The organism is Mycobacterium sp. IDUB_28 (genome assembly GCF_055419285.1).
Map to the genome: position 1 here is coordinate 510374 of NZ_JBVAXK010000002.1, position 17534 is coordinate 527907.

Here is a 17534-nt window from a genome sequence, read left to right on the forward strand (position 1 = left end):
CGTTATGCGTCGCAATCCGCGCATTTGCGGACGTCACAACACAGGCTCAGCGAGCGGACAGCTGCCGCGCGATCTCGCCGTAGCGTTCGAACCGTTCGGTGTCGCTGAGGGCGTTGTACAGCACGATCCGCGTGGCGATGCCGTCGTACTTCGCAACCAGGGCCTCGGCCAACCCGTCCCAGGTCGACTCGGTGGCGAAGACCGCGATGTGTTCGTCGGTGATCTCCGACGCCATCCCCTGGAAGTCACCGGCCTTCTGCCTGGCCCGCAACCGCGCGGTGGTGCCTTCGAATCCGGCCTCGTCCAGGATGAACGCGTAGTTCGGTGTGCTGGCGTAGAAGCTGATGCTGGTGCGGACGAGTTCGCGCTCCCGGCGACGCTCCTCCTCAGTGTCGCCGACGATCGTCATCACCGGGACGATCACCGCCACGTCCGACGAGGAGCGGCCCGCCCGCGCGGCCCCTGCGGCGACGTTCGGCACCAGATGGCGCGCGAGATACCCGGGTTCGCCGAGCGGGTGCACATGAACGCCGTCGGCCACCTCGCCGGCCATCCGCAGCATCCAGGGGTTCACCGCGGCCACATCGACCTTGGGGTCGGGGGCGTCGATAGGACCCGCACTCCACTGCGGGGTGATGAAGTCGAGGTCGTAGAACTCGCCGTGGTAGTCCAGCGTGCCGGTCCGGAACGCGGCGAAACACGCCTGCACCGCTCGCACGTAGTCCCGCAACCGGGGGCCGGGCCGTTCGAACTCGGCGCCGTAGCGGCGGACCACGTGCGTGCGCACCTGGGTGCCCAAACCGAGCCGGAACCTCCCGCCGGTCGCCTCTTGCAGTTCCCACGCCGTCGCCGCAGTGACGAACGGGCTGCGTGGGAAGGCGACTGCGACACCCGTCGACAAGTCCAGGCCGGGGGCGGCCTGGGCCGCGACCGCGGCGTTGAGATAGGCGGTGCGTCCGGTTTCGGTGAACAGCAGCCCGCTGAATCCCGCCGCCGCGGTGCGCCGGGCCACCTCACCGATGTCATTCAGCGGCCGCGGAATCGTCATCGCATCCACCTGCACGGTCGAACCGTACATCGGTCGCCGGACACGCAGGATCGTGCCCGCTCTGCGCGCGTTGAATTGGCCCGTTAAGGTCGAAAAGGTGTGTGGAGCCACCGGAGAGGTGCGACTCGACGGCCGGGTGCCCGATGTAGCCGCGGTTGCGCGAATGGCCGACGTGATGGCACCGCGCGGGCCGGACGGGGCGGGCGTCTGGTCCCAGGGCCGAGTCGCGCTGGGCCATCGTCGCCTCAAGATCATCGACCTGACCGAAGCCGGCGCCCAGCCGATGGTGGACGCCGAGCTGGGCCTGACCATCGCCTGGAACGGCTGCATCTACAACTACAAAGAACTGCGCCACGAGCTCGAGGGCCACGGTTACCGGTTCTTCTCGCACAGCGACACCGAGGTTCTGATCAAGGCCTACCACCGCTGGGGCGACGACTTCGTCACGCACCTGCACGGGATGTTCGCCTTCGCGATCGTCGAACGTGACAGCGGCCGAGTGCTGCTGGGCCGCGACCGGCTCGGCATCAAACCGCTGTACCTGACCGAGGACAGTCACCGCATCCGGTTTGCTTCGGCGCTGCCCGCGCTGCTGGCCGGGGGCGGTGTGGACACCCGCATCGACCAGGTCGCACTGCATCACTACATGACGTTTCACTCGGTGGTGCCCGCGCCGCTCACGATCCTGCGGGGGGTGCGCAAGATCCCGCCGGGTTCGCTGCTGGCGATCGAACCGGACGGCAGGCGCACGGCTACCACCTACTGGACCCCTGACTTCACCCGGCAGGACGAGCACTCTGACTGGTCGGAGACCGACTGGGAGGACGCCGTGCTGTCGGCGCTGCGCACCGCGGTCAAACGACGACTCGTCGCCGACGTCGCGGTCGGCTGCCTGCTCTCCGGCGGGGTCGACTCCAGCCTGATCGTGGGGCTGCTCGCCGAGGCGGGCCAGCATGGGCTCGCGACGTTCTCCATCGGGTTCGAGTCGGTGGGCGGTGTCGAGGGCGACGAGTTCCGGTACTCCGACATCATCGCCGAGCGTTTCGGCACCGATCATCACCAGATCCGCATCGGAACCGACCGGATGCTGCCCGCACTCGACGACGCGATCGGTGCGATGAGCGAACCGATGGTCAGCCACGACTGTGTCGCGTTCTACCTGCTCAGTCAGGAAGTGTCGCGACACGTCAAAGTCGTCCAGTCCGGGCAGGGCGCCGACGAGGTGTTCGCCGGCTATCACTGGTATCCGCCGATGGGTACGCAGTCCGCCGCCAGCCTGGCCGGGTCGGTCGCGGCCTACCGGACCGCCTTCTTCGACCGCGACGTGGCCGGTCTCCAGGCTCTGGTGGCCCCGGATAATGTCGCGGCCGACGATCCCAGCGAACGGTTCGTCACCGAGCATTTCGCGCGCGCCAACGCCGAAACCGGAATCGACCGTGCGCTACGGCTCGACACGACCGTCATGCTGGTCGACGACCCGGTCAAGCGGGTGGACAACATGACGATGGCCTGGGGGTTGGAAGGGCGGGTGCCCTTCCTGGACCACGAACTGGTCGAGCTCGCCGCGACCTGCCCCCCGGAACTCAAGATTGCCCACGAAGGCAAAGGCGTGCTCAAACAAGCCGCCCGCCGGGTGATCCCCGCCGAGGTCATCGACCGACCCAAGGGATATTTCCCGGTGCCCGCCCTGACCCATCTGGAGGGCCCGTACCTGGACATGGTCCGCGACGCGCTTTACGCGCCGGTCGCCAAGGAGCGCGGGTTGTTCCGTTCCGAAGCGGTCGAGGCGCTGCTGGCCGACCCCAACCGCAGGCTCACCCCGCTGCGCGGCAACGAGCTCTGGCAGATCGCCCTGCTGGAGATGTGGCTACAGAAGCACGGTGTGACGGGGACCGCGGCATGACGGTCATCGACCCGTCGGAAAACCACCCCGAGGCGATCACGCTCGCGCTGCACAATGCGTCACCACCCGAGTTCGCCGAAGTGATGGCTCATAATGTGGAGCTCGAATTAGGTTGGGGCCGACTGATTTTCGGTCAGACCTTCAGCGACGCCGACACCCTGGCCGAAACTCTGCGACGGGAAGCGCCCGGCCGGCGCGACATCTGCATCTATGCGCGCGAGTCCCACGTGGTGGTCGCCAAAGCACCGGCCGAACTGTTCATCGACCCCAGCCACACCTACCGCCTGCGTTTTGCGGGACGGGCAGCACCCGAAGAACCACCGACGCCGCCCACCTACGTCACGGTGCGCACCCTGCAGGACGTGGGGGACGCCGACGCGATGAATCGCGTCTACGTGCGGTGCGGAATGGTCTCGGCGCCGGTCGAAACGATCTGGCAGAACCACCTGGAAGTGGAAGCGGTGACCTATCTGCTCGCCGTGCGCAACGAGGACGGTGCCGTGGTAGGCACCGTCACCGGCGTCGACCACGAAGTGCTGTTCGCTGACCCCGAACGCGGATCGAGCCTGTGGTGCCTGGCGGTGGATCCCGCCGCCGGGCTGCCGGGGCTGGGCGGGGCACTCACCCGGGCGCTGGCCGAGCACTTCCGCACCAAGGGTCGCGCCTACATGGATCTGTCTGTCGCACACGACAATTCCGCCGCCACCGCGCTGTACGAGAAACTGGGTTTCCGCCGGGTCCCGGTGCTGGCGATCAAGCGCAAGAACGCGATCAACGAACCGCTGTTCACGCCGCCCCCGGAAACGATCGACGATCTCAATCCGTATGCCCGGATCATCGCCGACGAGGCCATGCGCCGCGGTATCTGGGTCGAGGTGCTCGACGCCGAGACCGGCGAGATCCGGCTCACCCACGGCGGCCGCAGCATCGTCACCAGGGAATCACTGTCCGAATTCACCTCGGCGGTCGCGATGTGCCGGTGCGACGACAAGCGGCTGACCCGCCGCCTGGTGGCCGATGTCGGCATCACGGTGCCACGCGCACGCCTGGCGACCTTCGACGACGCCGACTACGCGTTCCTGACCGAGGTGGGCGAAGTCGTCGTCAAACCCACCCGCGGCGAGCAGGGCAAAGGCATCACCGTCGGCATCACCGCCGAACACGGACCGGGCGAGCTCGCCGCCGCGCTGGCGCGCGCCCGCGAGCAGTGCCCAGAGGTGTTGATCGAGCGGCGGGTGGAGGGCAATGACCTTCGGCTGGTCGTGATCGACGGCCGGGTCGTGGCGGCGGCGCTGCGTATGCCGCCCGAAGTGATCGGCACCGGCGATCACACCATCCGGGACCTGATCGGGGCCGAGAGTCGGCGTCGCTCGGCGTCCACCGGCGGGGAGTCGCGCATCCCGCTCGACGACGTGACCGAGGCCACCGTCGCCGAATACGGCTGGTCGCTCGACGATGTGCTGCCTGAAGGCACCCGACTGCGGGTCCGGCACACGGCGAACCTGCACCAGGGCGGGACGATCCACGATGTGACGGCACAGGTGAACCCGGAATTGTGCCGCGTCGCGATAGCCGCGGCCGAGGCGATCGGCATCCCGGTGACCGGCATCGACCTGCTGGTGCCGGACGTCGCCGGCGAGGACTATTACTTCATCGAGGCCAACGAGCGTCCGGGGCTGGCCAACCACGAACCGCAGCCAACGGCCGCGGCATTCGTCGATTTCCTGTTCCCGGGTCGACCGGGCCAGCCGCCGGCCTGGACTCCGGAGGAATCACCGGCGGTCTCCAACGAGTGAGCCCGGGCGGGTGGCCCCGGCGGTGTTGTCGAGCGGACGTTCGTCGACAGCGGGGGATCAGCCGGCGGCAGGACCGAACTGGAAGCGGCGGCCGGTGACGACCTCCGGGATCACCCGGACATAGTGCGACTTGTCCGATCCCGTCCACGGTAGTACCTGCGCCCGGTCCGCTTCCTCGATCTGTTCGTCGCCGCGCACCGAGCGGGCGACGCCCCGGACGATCACGCTCCAACCCTGTGCGACGTCATGGTCGTCGACCTCGAACACCACCTGATTGTTCATTGCGGTACTGACCAGCTTGGTACCGCCTGCGGTCCGGAACAGAATCGTCTTGCGTTGCACCGCATAGTTCACCGGGAAGATCTCGGCCCGGCCGTCCACGACCGTGACCAGCCGGCCTAATGTCAAGCCCGCCAACAGATCCCAGCATTCTCCTGCCGACAGGATGGTGGCACCGGTGTGTTCGTCCAGACGTGTCATACCGACGAGGTTACTCAGCGTGACCGCATCGGCGCGGGTGCCGAAAGTCCTTTTCTGCCGGGACCTAAGCCGTGTCGGCTAACTGACCGCTGCATCCCTGCCCCGGTGACGTCCGCGCCGTGACCAGAACAGCAGTGTGCCCCCCACGAGAATGGCCACACCCGCGGCCACCGAGGTGACGGGCAGCGCGAAGGCGACGAGCACACAGCCGATCAATCCCGCCACCGGAATGATCCTCGGCGGCCGTCCTTGGTCAGGCCGCAAGGTCATCGCCGACGCGTTGGCTATCGCGTAGTAGACCAGGACGGCGAACGAGGAGAACCCGATAGCACCGCGCAGGTCAGTCGTTGCCGCCAGTGTTGCCGCCACTATTCCCACCGCGACCGCCGCCCGATTGGGGACCCCGAAGCGCGGATGCACCGCCGCCAGTTGTCGTGGCACGTGACTGTCCCGCGCCATCGCCAGCATCGTGCGGGAGACCCCCATCAGCAGCGTCAGCAGGGCACCGAATGCACCTACTACCGCGCCGGTTTCCACGATCGGCGCCAACCCCGGATGACCCGCCGTCTGCACTGCCGCGGTCAACGGTCTCGACGTGGCGGCAAGCCTGTTGGGCCCCAACACCTTCAGTACAGCGACGGCGACCCCGGCATAGACTGCCAGCGCCAGCGCGAGTGCGATCCGGATCGCACGTGGGATGGTGCGCGCCGGGTCGCGCACCTCCTCACCCAGCGTCGCGATGCGTGCGTAGCCGGCGAACGCGAAGAACAGCAGTCCGGCGGACTGCAGGATACTAGTCGGTGAAATGTCTTCTGTTACACGGAAATTGGTGACATCACCGGCCTCGGTGACGGTCGCCGAAACGACTACCACGGTGAGCACCAGCAAGATCGCCACCACGATGCCGCGGGTCAGCCACATGGACTTCTGCACGCCGAGATAGTTGGCCACGGTCGCACCCGTCACCGCCAGAACTGCGACCGCGTGCGCGTGCTCCGGCCACCCATACCAGCCGACGGTGAGAGCCATGGCCGCGCAGGACGCGGTCTTGCCGACCACGAAACCCCATCCCGCCAGGAAGCCCCAGAACTCGCCCAACTGTTCGCGGCCGTAGACATAGGTGCCACCCGAAGCGGGGTGTACCGCTGCCAGCCGCGCCGACGAGGTCGCGTTGCAGTAGGCCACCACCCCGGCAACCGCCAAACCGATCAACAACCCCTTTCCGGCAGCCCGCGCTGCCGGCGCCAGTGCGGCGAAGATCCCGGCCCCGATCATCGAACCGAGACCGATCATCGCTGCGTCGCCGACACCCAGACTCCGGCGTAAAGCGCCGTCGTTGGCCTTCACCGTCGGGTCAGTCCACCGCGGCAAGCAGGTCCTGGAAAGCCTGTTCCATGCATTCGGCGTACCGGGCCGGGTCGGGCAGCGCGTCACGATCGGCGGTGGCGCTGATGGACAGCGTGCCGTCATAGCTAGCCACCACGTGACACAGGTTCAAACCCCCGATCAGTGGGCCCAGGCCTGCGGCGCGCAGCAGCCGGGCACCGTGGAAGAAGATCGGCACGGTGGGTCCCGGCACGTTGGTGACGGTCGTGTTGGCGACGGTCGGACCGGAGAAGGGCAGCACGCTGGCGGCTTTCGCGGTCACTCCGAGCAGTGCTGTCGGCAGGGTCGCCACCAGCTCGAGCACCTGTGTCCGGGTCGACTGCTCGGACTCCGTACGACTCTGCGCGGTAGCCTCGGCGATGCTCGCGAGTCGTTCCAGCGGATCGGCGATGTCGGTCCCGAGTGTCTGCAGCCGGCCGAACAACATGTTTCCGTTGCTGCCGCTGTCAGCCGCGTCGCGCAGCGAGATCGGGCACGCCGCGACCAGCGATGCCTCGGGAAGCTCGCCGTGCCCGTCCAGATACTCCCGCAGCGCACCACCGACGTACGCCAGCGCCACGTCGTTGACCGTGGCACCGGGCACGCGCGCTTTGATCCGCTTGAAATCAGCCAGCTCATGGAACCGCGCCTCGAACACCCGATGCGGCGAAACCGCTTGATTGAAGCGGGTTTTGGGGGGAAACGTCGGCCTGCTGCCATCAGAAACCAGTCCGCCGAACACCTTGCCGGGCAAGCCGATCAGACCCCGCACCAACTTCGGCGCATTCGACACCAACACTCTGCCGGCCCGCGCCGGGTACAACGCCCCGTTGAGCGCGGTGCGCGAGACGAGGTCGGCGGTCGACGGCAGCGACGCCGGCCGCCAGGGGCGTTCCGGGGCCGGGGGACGGGCGGCGTCGGCGGCCAGGTCGTGCAACGCCGCGATCATCTGCACACTGGCCATGCCGTCGACCGCGCAGTGGTGCAATTTCAGCGCCATGGCGAAGGAGCCCTTCGGCACCCCCGGCACGGCGTTGAGTCCTTCGATGACGGTGATCTCCCACGGCGGGCGGCGTAGATCGATCTGCCGGGCGTGCAGTCTGGCCACCTGGATGCAGAGCTGTCGCCAGTCGCCGGGCTGCGGCAGACCGATGTGGCGGACGTGGTATTCCAGGTCGAAGTTCGGGTCGTCGACCCAGTACGGCATGTGCAGGCCGCCCGGGAGTTCGGTCAGCCGACGTCGGAAGACATCGGCCAGATGCAGGCGGGCGTCGAGTTCCTCCAGAATCCCTTTGAAGGTGACTTTGCCGCCGGGGGCCGTAGACGGGTCGTAGATCAGCAGCATCTGAATCTGCAGCGGTGTCGCCGGCCCCTCGGCCCGCAACATCATGTCGTCGCTCCAACTCAACTGCTGCATAGAGATCCCCCTTCAGGGCACAGCGTAGGCCCTGACCCTCGCGACCGCCGCGGTGTGACGTCTCACGTTCGCAATCAACGCTGCCTCAGCGTTGACTCGGGCGTAACAGGATTGCCATCGAAGGTTCCTACGGTGGGTCGGTCTAGCGTCCGTCGAATCCTCGCGGACCCCTTCGTGACAAAGGAACTCCATTGAGCGGAAACGCGGTCCGCCTGCAGGCGATCAACAACGTCGAGGCCTATATCCCTCCGGCGATCAGCTTCGTAGCAGGTGAGGCCCCGGGTGAGATATTCGGCGCCAATGTCTTCACCAAGGCGGAGATGCAGGCGCGACTGCCCAAATCGGTGTACAAGTCCATCGTCGCAACCATCGAGAAGGGTGCCAAGCTCGACCCGGCCGTGGCCGATGCGGTCGCGGTGGCCATGAAGGACTGGGCACTGGAGAAGGGCGCCACCCACTACGCGCACGTGTTCTACCCGATGACCGGGCTGACGGCCGAAAAACACGACAGTTTTCTCGAGCCGATCTCCGATGGGCAGACCCTTGCCGAGTTCGCCGGGAAGACCCTCATCCAGGGCGAACCGGATGCTTCGAGCTTCCCGTCCGGCGGGCTGCGCAGCACCTTCGAGGCCCGCGGCTACACCGGCTGGGACGTCACCAGCCCGGCGTACATCCTGGAGAACCCGAACGGCAATACGCTGTGTATCCCAACGGTTTTCGTATCGATGACGGGGGAGGCGCTGGACTATAAGACGCCACTGCTGCGCAGCCAGCAGGCGATGGGGGTGCACGCCGAGCGCATCCTGGCGTTGTTCGGCCACCAGGGCCACAACAAGGTCGTCTCGTTCTGCGGGCCCGAACAGGAGTATTTCCTGATCGATCGGCACTTCTTCCTGGCCAGGCCGGACCTGATCAACGCCGGCCGTACGGTGTTCGGCGCCAAGCCGCCCAAGGGTCAGGAGTTCGACGACCACTACTTCGGTGCGGTGCCCGAGCGGGTGCTGGGCTTCATGATGGACACCGAGCGGGAGCTGTTCAAACTCGGCATCCCGGCCAAGACCCGGCACAACGAAGTCGCTCCCGGTCAGTTCGAGGTGGCGCCGATGTTCGAGCGGGCCAACATCGCTTCCGACCACCAGCAGCTGCTGATGACGATCTTCAAGACCATCGCCAAGAAGCACGGCATGGAATGTCTGTTCCACGAGAAGCCGTTCGCCGGTGTCAACGGCTCCGGCAAGCACGTCAATTTCTCGGTGGGCAACTCCGAGTTGGGCTCGCTGCTGGTTCCCGGTGACACTCCGCACGAGAACGCGCAGTTCCTGGTGTTCTGTGCCGCGGTGATCCGCGCCGTCCACAAATTCGCCGGACTGCTTCGGGTGTCGGTGGCCTCGGCCACCAACGACCACCGGTTGGGTGCCAACGAGGCGCCGCCGGCGATCATTTCGATCTTCCTCGGTGAGCAGCTCGCCGACGTCTTCGAGCAGATCGCCAAGGGCGCGGCCACCTCGTCGAAAGGCAAGGGCACCATGATCATCGGTGTCGACACGCTGCCCCCGTTGCCGACGGATGCCGGTGACCGCAACCGCACCAGCCCGTTCGCGTTCACCGGCAACCGGTTCGAATTCCGGGCGCCCGGTTCCGGGCAGACCGTCGCGGTGCCCATGATCATCCTCAACACGATTATGGCCGACTCGTTCGACTACCTGGCCACCATCCTGGAAGAGGCTGTCGCCGCCGGGGAGGACTTCGATACGGCAGTGCAGAAGCTGCTCACCGACGTCATCACCGAACACGGTGCGGTGGTGTTCAACGGCGACGGCTACTCGGAGAACTGGCAGATCGAGGCGGCCGAGCGCGGTCTACCCAACCTCAAGACCACGCTGGACGCCATCCCGGAGCTGATCAAGCCGGAAGCGGTGGCGGTCTTCGAGAAGTACGGCGTGTTCACCGAGCGCGAACTGCACAGCCGGTACGAGGTGCGGTTGGAGCAGTACGCGCTGACCATCGGCGTCGAGGCGAAGCTGGCGCTGGAGATGGGCACCACGGTCATCCTGCCGGCCGCGGTGCGCTACCAGACCGAACTCGCGCAGAACGTCGCGACCTTGAAGGCGGCCGGTATGGAGCCCAGTATGGCTGCACTGCAGGATGTTTCGGCTCCAATTGTGGATCTCACCGCGGCGCTGGCGACGCTGAAGTCGGCGCTGTCCGACCACTCGGCCACGTCAGCACTCGACGAGGCCGCGCACGCCCAGAAAGAACTGCTGCCGGCCATGGAGGCGGTGCGGACCGCTGCCGACACCCTGGAAAGCGTTGTGGCCGACGACTTGTGGCCCCTGCCCACCTACCAGGAGATGCTCTACATCCTGTGATGAACGTCGTCGGGTGTGGGGGCCGCCCGCAACCGCGGACCTGGTGATTCGCGTCCCCCACGCCCGGCGACCCGGGCGGGCTCAGTCCGCGCGCGGTTCCCCGTCGCCGAGTTCGGTGGTCCACGTACTCGGCATCATCGGCACGGTCGGGGCATCGCTGAACGGGTCGCCTGCGATGGTGGTCAGCCCGGCAGCGTCGCGAATTCTGGATTTCGTTGCGGTACCGGTGAATCCGAGCGGGCCGGCGCCGCTGGTGGATGCCGGGAACTCGTCGAGCGGGGGTTGGTCCGGTGACCAGTCCGGGGTGTCGTCCAGCGTCAGGTACTCGTCGCGATAACCGCGGTTCTTGACGTCGGCGCGGCGCCGGCGGCGAGCTTTGGCTTGCGCCGCCGCGGCCGCCGATGCGGCACTGGCCGCCGAGATGCCTGACGCCGGTGCCCCGGCGGTGGCCTTGTTGTGCAGGGCGGGGCCCAGCGTGGGGCCAGGCCCGGGGCCACCGACCAGGTAAGCGAAGCTCTGCAAGCCCGCCGCCGGGGGAGCGGGAGCGGTGCTGGCCGCCGGGGTCTGTGCCGGCAGGCTGCTCGGTGCCGGAACCGCACCAGCGGTGGTGACGGTCGGTGCGATGCTGGCGACGGGCAACACGCGTTCTTCGACAGGCACCGCGGGCGCCTCGGCGATCAGGGCGGCGGGGGCCTCGGCGACCACCGCGATCGTGGACAGCGCCAGCGCCAGCGGGATCACCCCGAACGGCGCCGCTGCGGCGGCATACATGGGTGTCCCCAGCACCCCGAAAGTTGCCGCGTAGGCGAAGACGTAGAAGAGCGGTAGCCAGGTGACGGCCGCTTCGGCCGGGTTGGCGGCGAAATCGGTGATCAGCTGTACTACGGTGCCGAACGGGTCGGAGACCAGCCCTTTCAGTGCCCGGTACATGCTGGTGAAGTGCTCTGACCCGGCCAGCAACTCTTCGATGGGGTCGGTGGGGGGCGTGGTCGCCGGTTCGGCGGGTGCCGCTTCGGCGGCGAGGATCTGCGGGGCCTGCTCCGTCGGAGCCACCGCTGTGAGCGCGGATGACGACACCGCCTCGTACACACTCATCGTGGTGGCGGCCTGAATCCACATCCGCACGTAGTCCGCTTCGTTCACCGCGATCGGGATCGTGTTGATGCCGAAGAAGTTCGTCGCGACCAGGACCCCGTGCAGCACATGGTTAGCTGCCAGTTCGGTAAGCGTCGGCATCGCCGCCAGCGCTCCGGAGTAGGCCGCCGCAACCACCTCGTGCTGCGCGGCGGCACCGGCGCTGTTGGCGCTCATCTGGGTCAGCCAGGCCAGATAGGGCACGTGGGCGGCGGCGTACTGCGCGGCGGTCGGACCTGCCCAGGCGCCGCCCTGCACCGCACTCAGCACTGCGGACAATTCTGCGGCCACCCCGGCGTACTCGGCGCTGAGGGAATTCAATGCCGCGGCCGCCGCCAGCAGCGTTGCGGGACCCGGGCCGCTACTCAACAGGGTCGAGTGAACTTCGGGGGGCGCACCCATCCAGGCGATCACCGCGCCCCGCCTCGGAGCGGTTCTGCTACGGAAGTGGCGAAATGGTGCGTCATCGGTACGTATCCAGGAAGCAGCGTCCTGAGCTCCTCAACTTAAGTTTGGCTACCCTTAGCTTATTGCACGTGAGTATTGCATACCCTGCGCACACCGAGGTCAGTTCTGGGCGCGTTCTTATGTTGTCTTCGCCACGTCGGCAACTCGTAAGGCCGCAGCGACGGTCAACTGCGCCCACCGCACGCCGCAACCATTAGCCTTAGCCCTGGCAGACCGCCGTGTAGCCGTATCCGCCAGCGGTAATCGCCGCAGGTGCAAGCGCGCTTCCGGATCGTTGCGCGGGAGTCGGGTGAGGAGTCGGCAATGGACGACGCGACCGAGGGTTCGCGGGAGGGCACCCGGTTCGGGCCGTATCTGTTGCGGCGGTTGGTGGGTCGCGGCGGCATGGGCGATGTCTATGAGGCCGAGGACACCGTCAAGGAACGGATCGTGGCGCTCAAGCTAATGTCCCAGACGCTGTCGAAGGACCCCGTCTTCCGGCAGCGCATGCAGCGCGAGGCGCGCACCGCGGGACGTTTACAGGAACCCCACGTGGTGCCGATTCACGACTACGGCGAGATCGACGGTCAGCTTTACGTCGACATGCGCCTCATCGACGGCGCTGACCTGGCCGCCATCCTCAAGCGGTACGGCCCACTGACGCCGCCGCGCGCGGTCGCCGTGGTGCGCCAGATCGGTTCGGCGCTCGACGCCGCGCACGCGGCAGGGATCACCCACCGCGACGTGAAGCCGGAGAACATTCTCATCAGCGGCGACGATTTCGCGTACCTCGTCGATTTCGGTATCGCCAGTGCGACCACGGACGAGAGGCTGACTCAGCTGGGTAGCACCGTGGGAACCCTCTACTACATGGCCCCGGAGCGGTTCGGCGAGACCGAAGTGACGTACCGCGCCGACATCTACGCGCTGGCCTGTGTACTGCACGAGTGCCTGGTCGGGTCCCCGCCCTACCGGGGTGACCAGCTCAGTGTGATGGGCGCCCACCTCAACCAGCCTGTCCCGCGACCCAGCGTCGCCCGGCCCGGCGTGCCGGCCGGCTTCGACCCGGTGATCGCCCGAGGCATGGCCAAGGACCCGGCAGATCGTTACCCCACCTGCGGCGACTTGTCGGCTGCCGCGTACGCCGCGCTCGCCACCACCGACCAGGACCGGGCGGCCACCATTTTGCAACGCAGTCAGGTGGCCCAGGTGCCGCCCGCGTTCACCGGGCCACCGCACAGCGGCTTCCCGCCCCCGGCGATACCGGCCGGGCATCCGCCGCAAACGATGTGGCCACCACCGCAGGGTTTCGGTTCGCCCCCGGCGCCGAGCGGACGGGTGCCGGGACAGTGGGGCACCCACAGCTGGGGAGGTGCTCCCGCGGGAACCGGCGGCGGACCACCGTGGGGTCCACCACCGGCGCGACCGAAGGGGTTGCTGCGCAAACCCTGGTTGTGGGCGGGGCTTGCCATCGCTGTGATCGTGGCGATCGTGGGTGGCGTGACGATCGGGTTCAGCGGGTCGAAGCGGTCCTTGGCACCGAGCGCCGAACCGCCCACTCCGGCGGTGGATCCGAGCAGTGTTCAGCTCAACGTGCTCAACGACGGCGTGTTCATCGGCAGCTCAACCGCAACCACGACGATCGACATTTTCAATGAACCGATCTGCCCGCCGTGCGGCGCGTTCATCCGGTCCTATGCCGCGGACATCGACAGCGCGGTCGCCGATAAGAAGCTCGCGGTGCGGTACCACCTGCTCAACTTCCTCGACCAGCAGTCGCATACCAAGAACTATTCGACCCGTGCGATCGCAGCCTCGTATTGTGTTGCGGCGCAGAATGATCCGAAGGTTTACACCAACTTCTACACCGCCATCTTCGGCAGTGACTTCCAGCCGCAGGAAGGCGCGTTGTCCGACCGCACCGACATCGAGTTGGCGAATCTGGCGCAAACCGGAGGTGCCAACACGACCACCACCGGTTGCATCCGGTCCCGCTCGAACTTGACGACCGGCCAGACCAAGGCCGACAACGCCGCCACCAGCCTGGCGGGCTTCCATGCCACCGGCACCCCATTCGTGTGGGACGGCAACGGCGGTGTGGACCTGCAGAACCCGAATTGGCTGACGAAGCTGATCGGTTGACCGCCCCGCCGCGGTCGTAGAGTGAAGTCTTGCGCTCGATGCGTCGCCCACCACTGCGAGGACCGATGACTGACCGGATTGAAACCAATCGCACCATCGCGGCTCCGGCGGCGGACATCTTCGCGGTGCTCTGCGACCCGCAGGGACACGTCGCGATCGACTCGTCAGGAATGCTGCAGGACGCCGACGGCGCCCCGGTGCAGGCTGTCGGCGACAGCTTCGTGATCCACATGGACCGCGAGTCGCTGAACGATTTCCCCCAGCTCGGTAAATACGACGTCACAGTCGAGATCACCGAATTCGAACCGGACCGGCTGATCGCCTGGACGGTGCTCGGCCAGATCAAACCGCAGATCGGCCACGTCTACGGTTACCGGCTGGCGCCGGCCGACTCCGGGGGCACCGTGGTCACGTCGTTCTACGACTGGTCCAACATCGGGCAGCAGTGGCGCGAGGCGGGCATCTTCCCGGTCATCTCCGAGGGTGCGCTGCGAGCCACGCTGGGCATTCTGGACCGAACCGTGCGCCGCGGTTACCCGGGCCGTAACTGATCTGCCGCAGTCGATGGCCGGGCCATCACCGAATCGGAGGCTGCCCAATCGGTCGACACCTTCCGGTGTTTGATCAGCCACGTGCCGTCCCGGGGGATCAGGATGTCGCGATAGCGGCCGAAATGGTCGAGACCGATGTGGGTCACCACGGTGAAGTACGACGCGACCTCGGCTCGCTGGGCCGCCAAGTCGATGAACAACACGTTGGTCAGGATGTGCCGGACGACGGGTTTGACGTCGGCGCCGGAGCTGCCGACGCCGCCGGCGACACCGCCGAGAAACGCGCTGATTTCCGCGCGCCCGCACAGCGGTTCCATGCCACGAATCTCGAGCACTCCGTCGGTGCAGAACGTTTGGGCCAGCGCCTCGACCCGTCCGGCGTCACCTGACCAGTTGTAGTTGGCCAGCGTGTCGCGAATCTGTTCGCGCGCAACGAGTTCCCACACTTCCACGGCGCACTCCTCTCAGTCGGCGGGGCTGTTCTCGCGCACGCCGCGGTAGATGCCCCACCGGACGATCCAGGGCATCACGACGTGCTCGACCGCCCAGGCCGGGAAGCGAAAGGCACGGCCGGTGGGGAAGAACACCTCCAGCCCGTCGGGTTGCGGCCCCACCAACGAACCCCACCGCCGGGTGGGCGCCCGGAAGTCACGTAACGGGCGTCCGGCCAACCAGGCGCGAATATTGCGGCTCAGCAATGCATCCCCGCGATTGCGGGCTGAACTGCGCAGCGGATCGGTGGCCGCCACGTCCCCGATCGCGAATACGTCGGCATGCCCGGGGACCTGCAGCTGGGGGGTCACCCGGACGAAGCCGTGCTCGTCGAGCAGTTCGGGCGGCAGCCAGCCGGTATTGGGTCGTGCCCGCCCGATCGCCCAGAGCACGGCCGTGGCGACGGAGGGGGCCTGCCCGGTGCTCCACCGGACCGGCTCATCGGTGATCACCTCCCCGGCGAAGCCGTCGGGAACCACGGCGCGGTGGCCGGGATGCAACCCCACCCCGAGTTCGAACAACCGGGCATGGACGCGTTTCCAGATCCGCGGGTGATACTCGCCCAGCGGGCGGTCGCCGGGAAAGTACAGGTCGACTTTCTTGTCCGGCCAGGTGGTGGCCAGGTTGACGGCACTGCTGACCGCGGCGGCACCGCCGCCGACGACGATCACCGACTCGGCGTCCGCCAGCTGCCGGTGCGCCGCGTCGAGGTGTGCGGCGACCTCGGCAGGTGACTGCAATGTGGGTTGCCGCCAGAATCCGTTGCTGACCCCGGTCGAGATCACCAGTGCGTCGTACTTCTCGGTGACGGTGCTGCCATCCGCGCGCCGGGCGAAAACCGCCCGGGCGTCCAGGTCCACTCCGGTCAGTTCCGCCTGCACCGTCCGCACTCCGTCGAGTCGGCGGAACCGGTCGAACGGAATCCAGTAGTCCCGCGCCCAGTCCCCGGGGCGGGCCAGTCGAACCCCGAGTTCCTGACCGCTGACCAACCCGGGCTTGACCGAGATGCCGACCACATCAGCGTGCGGGGCCAGCCGGATCGCGGTCAACACGCCGACATCGCCCAGCCCCGCGACAACGACACGGTTGCGGCTCACGCCCGGGCTTTCGGAACCGGTCGGGGCACGAACCGCGGCACCCGGTCGATGACGTCCTGATAGTCCGGGCGGCGTTGCAGGCTGCGCTGCTCCATCATCGGGATGCTAGCGCCCAGGAACATGGCCAGGATCGCCATCGCGCCGAGGAACAACCACCACGCGTCCGACGGCGACGCGGCAACCCCGAACAGCGCAAGGGAGAACCAGAAACTGAACTCCCCGAAGTAGTTTGGATGCCTCGACCAGCTCCACAACCCGCGGGTCATCGCCTCGCCGGGACGCCGGTCGCGCACGAAACGATGCAACTGCACGTCGGCGACGAGTTCGAGGGTTACCGCCGACATTCCGACGACGAACGCAAGGACCGTCAGCCACCGGATGCCGGTGCCGGGATGGGTCACGCAGACAAAGACCGGCACGGTGGCCGCGAACACCTGCACGGTCGGGATGAGGTGGATCGCGACCAGGTCCACGACGAACTCCCAACGTCCGGCGCGCTCGCGGAACATCGGGTAGCGCCAGTCCTCGTGGTGCAGCCCGGGGAATCCGTAGACCCAGTTCGCCGTCAACCGCACGCCCCACCAGGTCATGACCACGGCGACCAACCAGCAGCGCAACTGGTCGACGCCGGGACCGGCCTGACTCCACCAGTAGAACGTCAGCAGCGGCGGGATGACGCTCCAGTACGCGTCGTAGAAGCTGGAATTGCCGAAGGCGCGACTGAAGGCGAACACCACCAGGGTGGCCAGCACGTCGGCGACGAAGGTGTCCAGCCAGAGTCGGCCGGTCGTCGGACCCCACGTCAGCCAGGCGGCGGCCGCGGCGATGGCGATCAGGTACGCGACGGCGATCAGCGCCAGTGAGCGCGTCTTGCTCACCGCCGAATCACCGCTGCGGCTGCGCATCTCGGTGGTGCTGATCCGAAGCCATCCGGTCTCCTCGCACACGGGGCCCGGGTGGTCCCGATCGGCAGAACTGTAACACGTTCTAGTGTTGCTGCCGGGGTTCGCTAGGGGACGGGGGACTCGTTCGTCACGGCCTGGTAGCCGCGGGCGCCGGCCCGGTCGACGGCGGCTTTCACCACGCCGAAGATCAGCCCCTGCAGTCCGGCGCCGAGCAGGGCGGCGCGCGTGGAGTTGCTGAGGTCCTTGGGATCCGGCGGTGCCTGGTCGTCGTTGCTGAAGCGCTTCCACACCTGGCTGAAAACAGCGCCGGCGAGAAGCCCTCCCGTCACGCTGGTGACGATCGACAACGGCATGTACAGCGTCTTGGACTTTGCGCTCATGACGATCC

14 protein-coding genes are annotated in these 17534 nt (G+C 67.3%); 5 read left to right on the forward strand and 9 right to left on the reverse strand.

What is annotated here, in order from left to right; translation table 11 throughout:
* Positions 1–46: 46 nt before the first annotated feature.
* Complete coding sequence (locus ACZYZ9_RS06200; RefSeq protein ID WP_463825327.1) at positions 47–1063, reverse strand: TIGR03617 family F420-dependent LLM class oxidoreductase; 1017 nt, start codon at positions 1061–1063, stop codon at positions 47–49.
* 82 nt (positions 1064–1145) lie between these two features.
* Between ACZYZ9_RS06200 and ACZYZ9_RS06205 the strand changes: the two genes are divergently transcribed.
* Positions 1146–2951 (forward strand): N-acetylglutaminylglutamine amidotransferase, encoded by a 1806-nt coding sequence (locus ACZYZ9_RS06205; protein WP_463825328.1) that lies wholly within the window; start codon positions 1146–1148, stop codon positions 2949–2951.
* Entirely contained in the window at positions 2948–4747 is a 1800-nt protein-coding gene (gene ngg, locus ACZYZ9_RS06210) for an N-acetylglutaminylglutamine synthetase (protein WP_463825329.1), read from the forward strand. The genes ACZYZ9_RS06205 and ngg overlap by 4 nt, the downstream gene beginning before the upstream one ends.
* Before the next feature lie 57 nt (positions 4748–4804).
* Here ngg and ACZYZ9_RS06215 read toward each other — a convergent pair whose 3' ends face one another.
* From ACZYZ9_RS06215 to ACZYZ9_RS06225, 3 genes are all read right to left on the reverse strand, one after another.
* Positions 4805–5227, reverse strand: coding sequence for a pyridoxamine 5'-phosphate oxidase family protein (locus ACZYZ9_RS06215; RefSeq protein ID WP_463825330.1), 423 nt, complete (start codon positions 5225–5227; stop codon positions 4805–4807).
* Between the two features lie 78 nt (positions 5228–5305).
* The gene (locus ACZYZ9_RS06220) at positions 5306–6574 is read right to left on the reverse strand and encodes an APC family permease (RefSeq protein WP_463825464.1); all 1269 of its coding nucleotides are present in this window, start codon (positions 6572–6574) and stop codon (positions 5306–5308) included.
* 7 nt (positions 6575–6581) lie between these two features.
* On the reverse strand, positions 6582–8009 hold the full coding sequence (locus ACZYZ9_RS06225; RefSeq protein WP_463825331.1) for a WS/DGAT/MGAT family O-acyltransferase: 1428 nt from the start codon (positions 8007–8009) through the stop codon (positions 6582–6584).
* 191 nt (positions 8010–8200) lie between these two features.
* Here ACZYZ9_RS06225 and ACZYZ9_RS06230 point away from each other — a divergent pair, with 191 nt between their 5' ends.
* Positions 8201–10378: a glutamine synthetase III family protein gene (locus ACZYZ9_RS06230; protein WP_463825332.1), complete on the forward strand. Its 2178-nt coding sequence runs from the start codon at positions 8201–8203 to the stop codon at positions 10376–10378.
* Between the two features lie 81 nt (positions 10379–10459).
* On the opposite strand, the gene ACZYZ9_RS06235 is transcribed toward ACZYZ9_RS06230, so the two are convergent.
* Entirely contained in the window at positions 10460–11914 is a 1455-nt protein-coding gene (locus ACZYZ9_RS06235) for a PPE domain-containing protein (RefSeq protein ID WP_463825465.1), read from the reverse strand.
* A 369-nt stretch (positions 11915–12283) separates the two neighbouring features.
* On the opposite strand from ACZYZ9_RS06235, the gene ACZYZ9_RS06240 reads away from it, so the two are divergent.
* Together ACZYZ9_RS06240 and ACZYZ9_RS06245 are read left to right on the forward strand one after the other, a co-directional pair.
* Positions 12284–14101: a serine/threonine protein kinase PknE gene (locus ACZYZ9_RS06240; RefSeq protein ID WP_463825333.1), complete on the forward strand. Its 1818-nt coding sequence runs from the start codon at positions 12284–12286 to the stop codon at positions 14099–14101.
* Positions 14102–14166: 65 nt separating this feature from the next.
* A complete protein-coding gene (locus ACZYZ9_RS06245) occupies positions 14167–14652 on the forward strand; it encodes an SRPBCC family protein (protein WP_463825334.1) in 486 nt (161 codons plus the stop codon).
* Here the strand turns inward: ACZYZ9_RS06245 and ACZYZ9_RS06250 are convergent.
* The 4 genes from ACZYZ9_RS06250 to ACZYZ9_RS06265 form a co-directional block, all read right to left on the reverse strand.
* Positions 14634–15104 carry a nuclear transport factor 2 family protein gene (locus ACZYZ9_RS06250; RefSeq protein WP_463825335.1) on the reverse strand — a complete coding sequence of 157 codons (471 nt, stop codon included), beginning with the start codon at positions 15102–15104 and terminating at the stop codon, positions 14634–14636. The genes ACZYZ9_RS06245 and ACZYZ9_RS06250 overlap by 19 nt on opposite strands.
* 12 nt (positions 15105–15116) lie before the next feature.
* Positions 15117–16241, reverse strand: a complete 1125-nt coding sequence (locus tag ACZYZ9_RS06255) for an FAD-dependent oxidoreductase (RefSeq protein WP_463825336.1) — start codon at positions 16239–16241, stop codon at positions 15117–15119.
* Positions 16238–17146: a DUF1295 domain-containing protein gene (locus ACZYZ9_RS06260; RefSeq protein WP_463825466.1), complete on the reverse strand. Its 909-nt coding sequence runs from the start codon at positions 17144–17146 to the stop codon at positions 16238–16240. Before ACZYZ9_RS06260 ends, ACZYZ9_RS06255 begins: the two co-directional genes overlap by 4 nt.
* A gap of 104 nt (positions 17147–17250) precedes the next feature.
* Positions 17251–17526 carry a DUF4235 domain-containing protein gene (locus ACZYZ9_RS06265; RefSeq protein WP_463825337.1) on the reverse strand — a complete coding sequence of 92 codons (276 nt, stop codon included), beginning with the start codon at positions 17524–17526 and terminating at the stop codon, positions 17251–17253.
* Between the last annotated feature and the right edge of the window lie 8 nt (positions 17527–17534).

Excerpts from the sequence above, each read along its gene's own strand:
- ngg (WP_463825329.1), top strand. The coding sequence starts at position 2,948 with ATGACGGTCATCGACCCGTCGGAAAACCACCCCGAGGCGATCACGCTC.
- ACZYZ9_RS06215 (WP_463825330.1), bottom strand. The coding sequence starts at position 5,227 with ATGACACGTCTGGACGAACACACCGGTGCCACCATCCTGTCGGCAGGA.
- ACZYZ9_RS06225 (WP_463825331.1), bottom strand. The coding sequence starts at position 8,009 with ATGCAGCAGTTGAGTTGGAGCGACGACATGATGTTGCGGGCCGAGGGG.
- ACZYZ9_RS06235 (WP_463825465.1), bottom strand. The coding sequence starts at position 11,914 with ATGGGTGCGCCCCCCGAAGTTCACTCGACCCTGTTGAGTAGCGGCCCG.
- ACZYZ9_RS06240 (WP_463825333.1), top strand. The coding sequence starts at position 12,284 with ATGGACGACGCGACCGAGGGTTCGCGGGAGGGCACCCGGTTCGGGCCG.
- ACZYZ9_RS06245 (WP_463825334.1), top strand. The coding sequence starts at position 14,167 with ATGACTGACCGGATTGAAACCAATCGCACCATCGCGGCTCCGGCGGCG.
- ACZYZ9_RS06260 (WP_463825466.1), bottom strand. The coding sequence starts at position 17,146 with ATGCGCAGCCGCAGCGGTGATTCGGCGGTGAGCAAGACGCGCTCACTG.
- ACZYZ9_RS06265 (WP_463825337.1), bottom strand. The coding sequence starts at position 17,526 with ATGAGCGCAAAGTCCAAGACGCTGTACATGCCGTTGTCGATCGTCACC.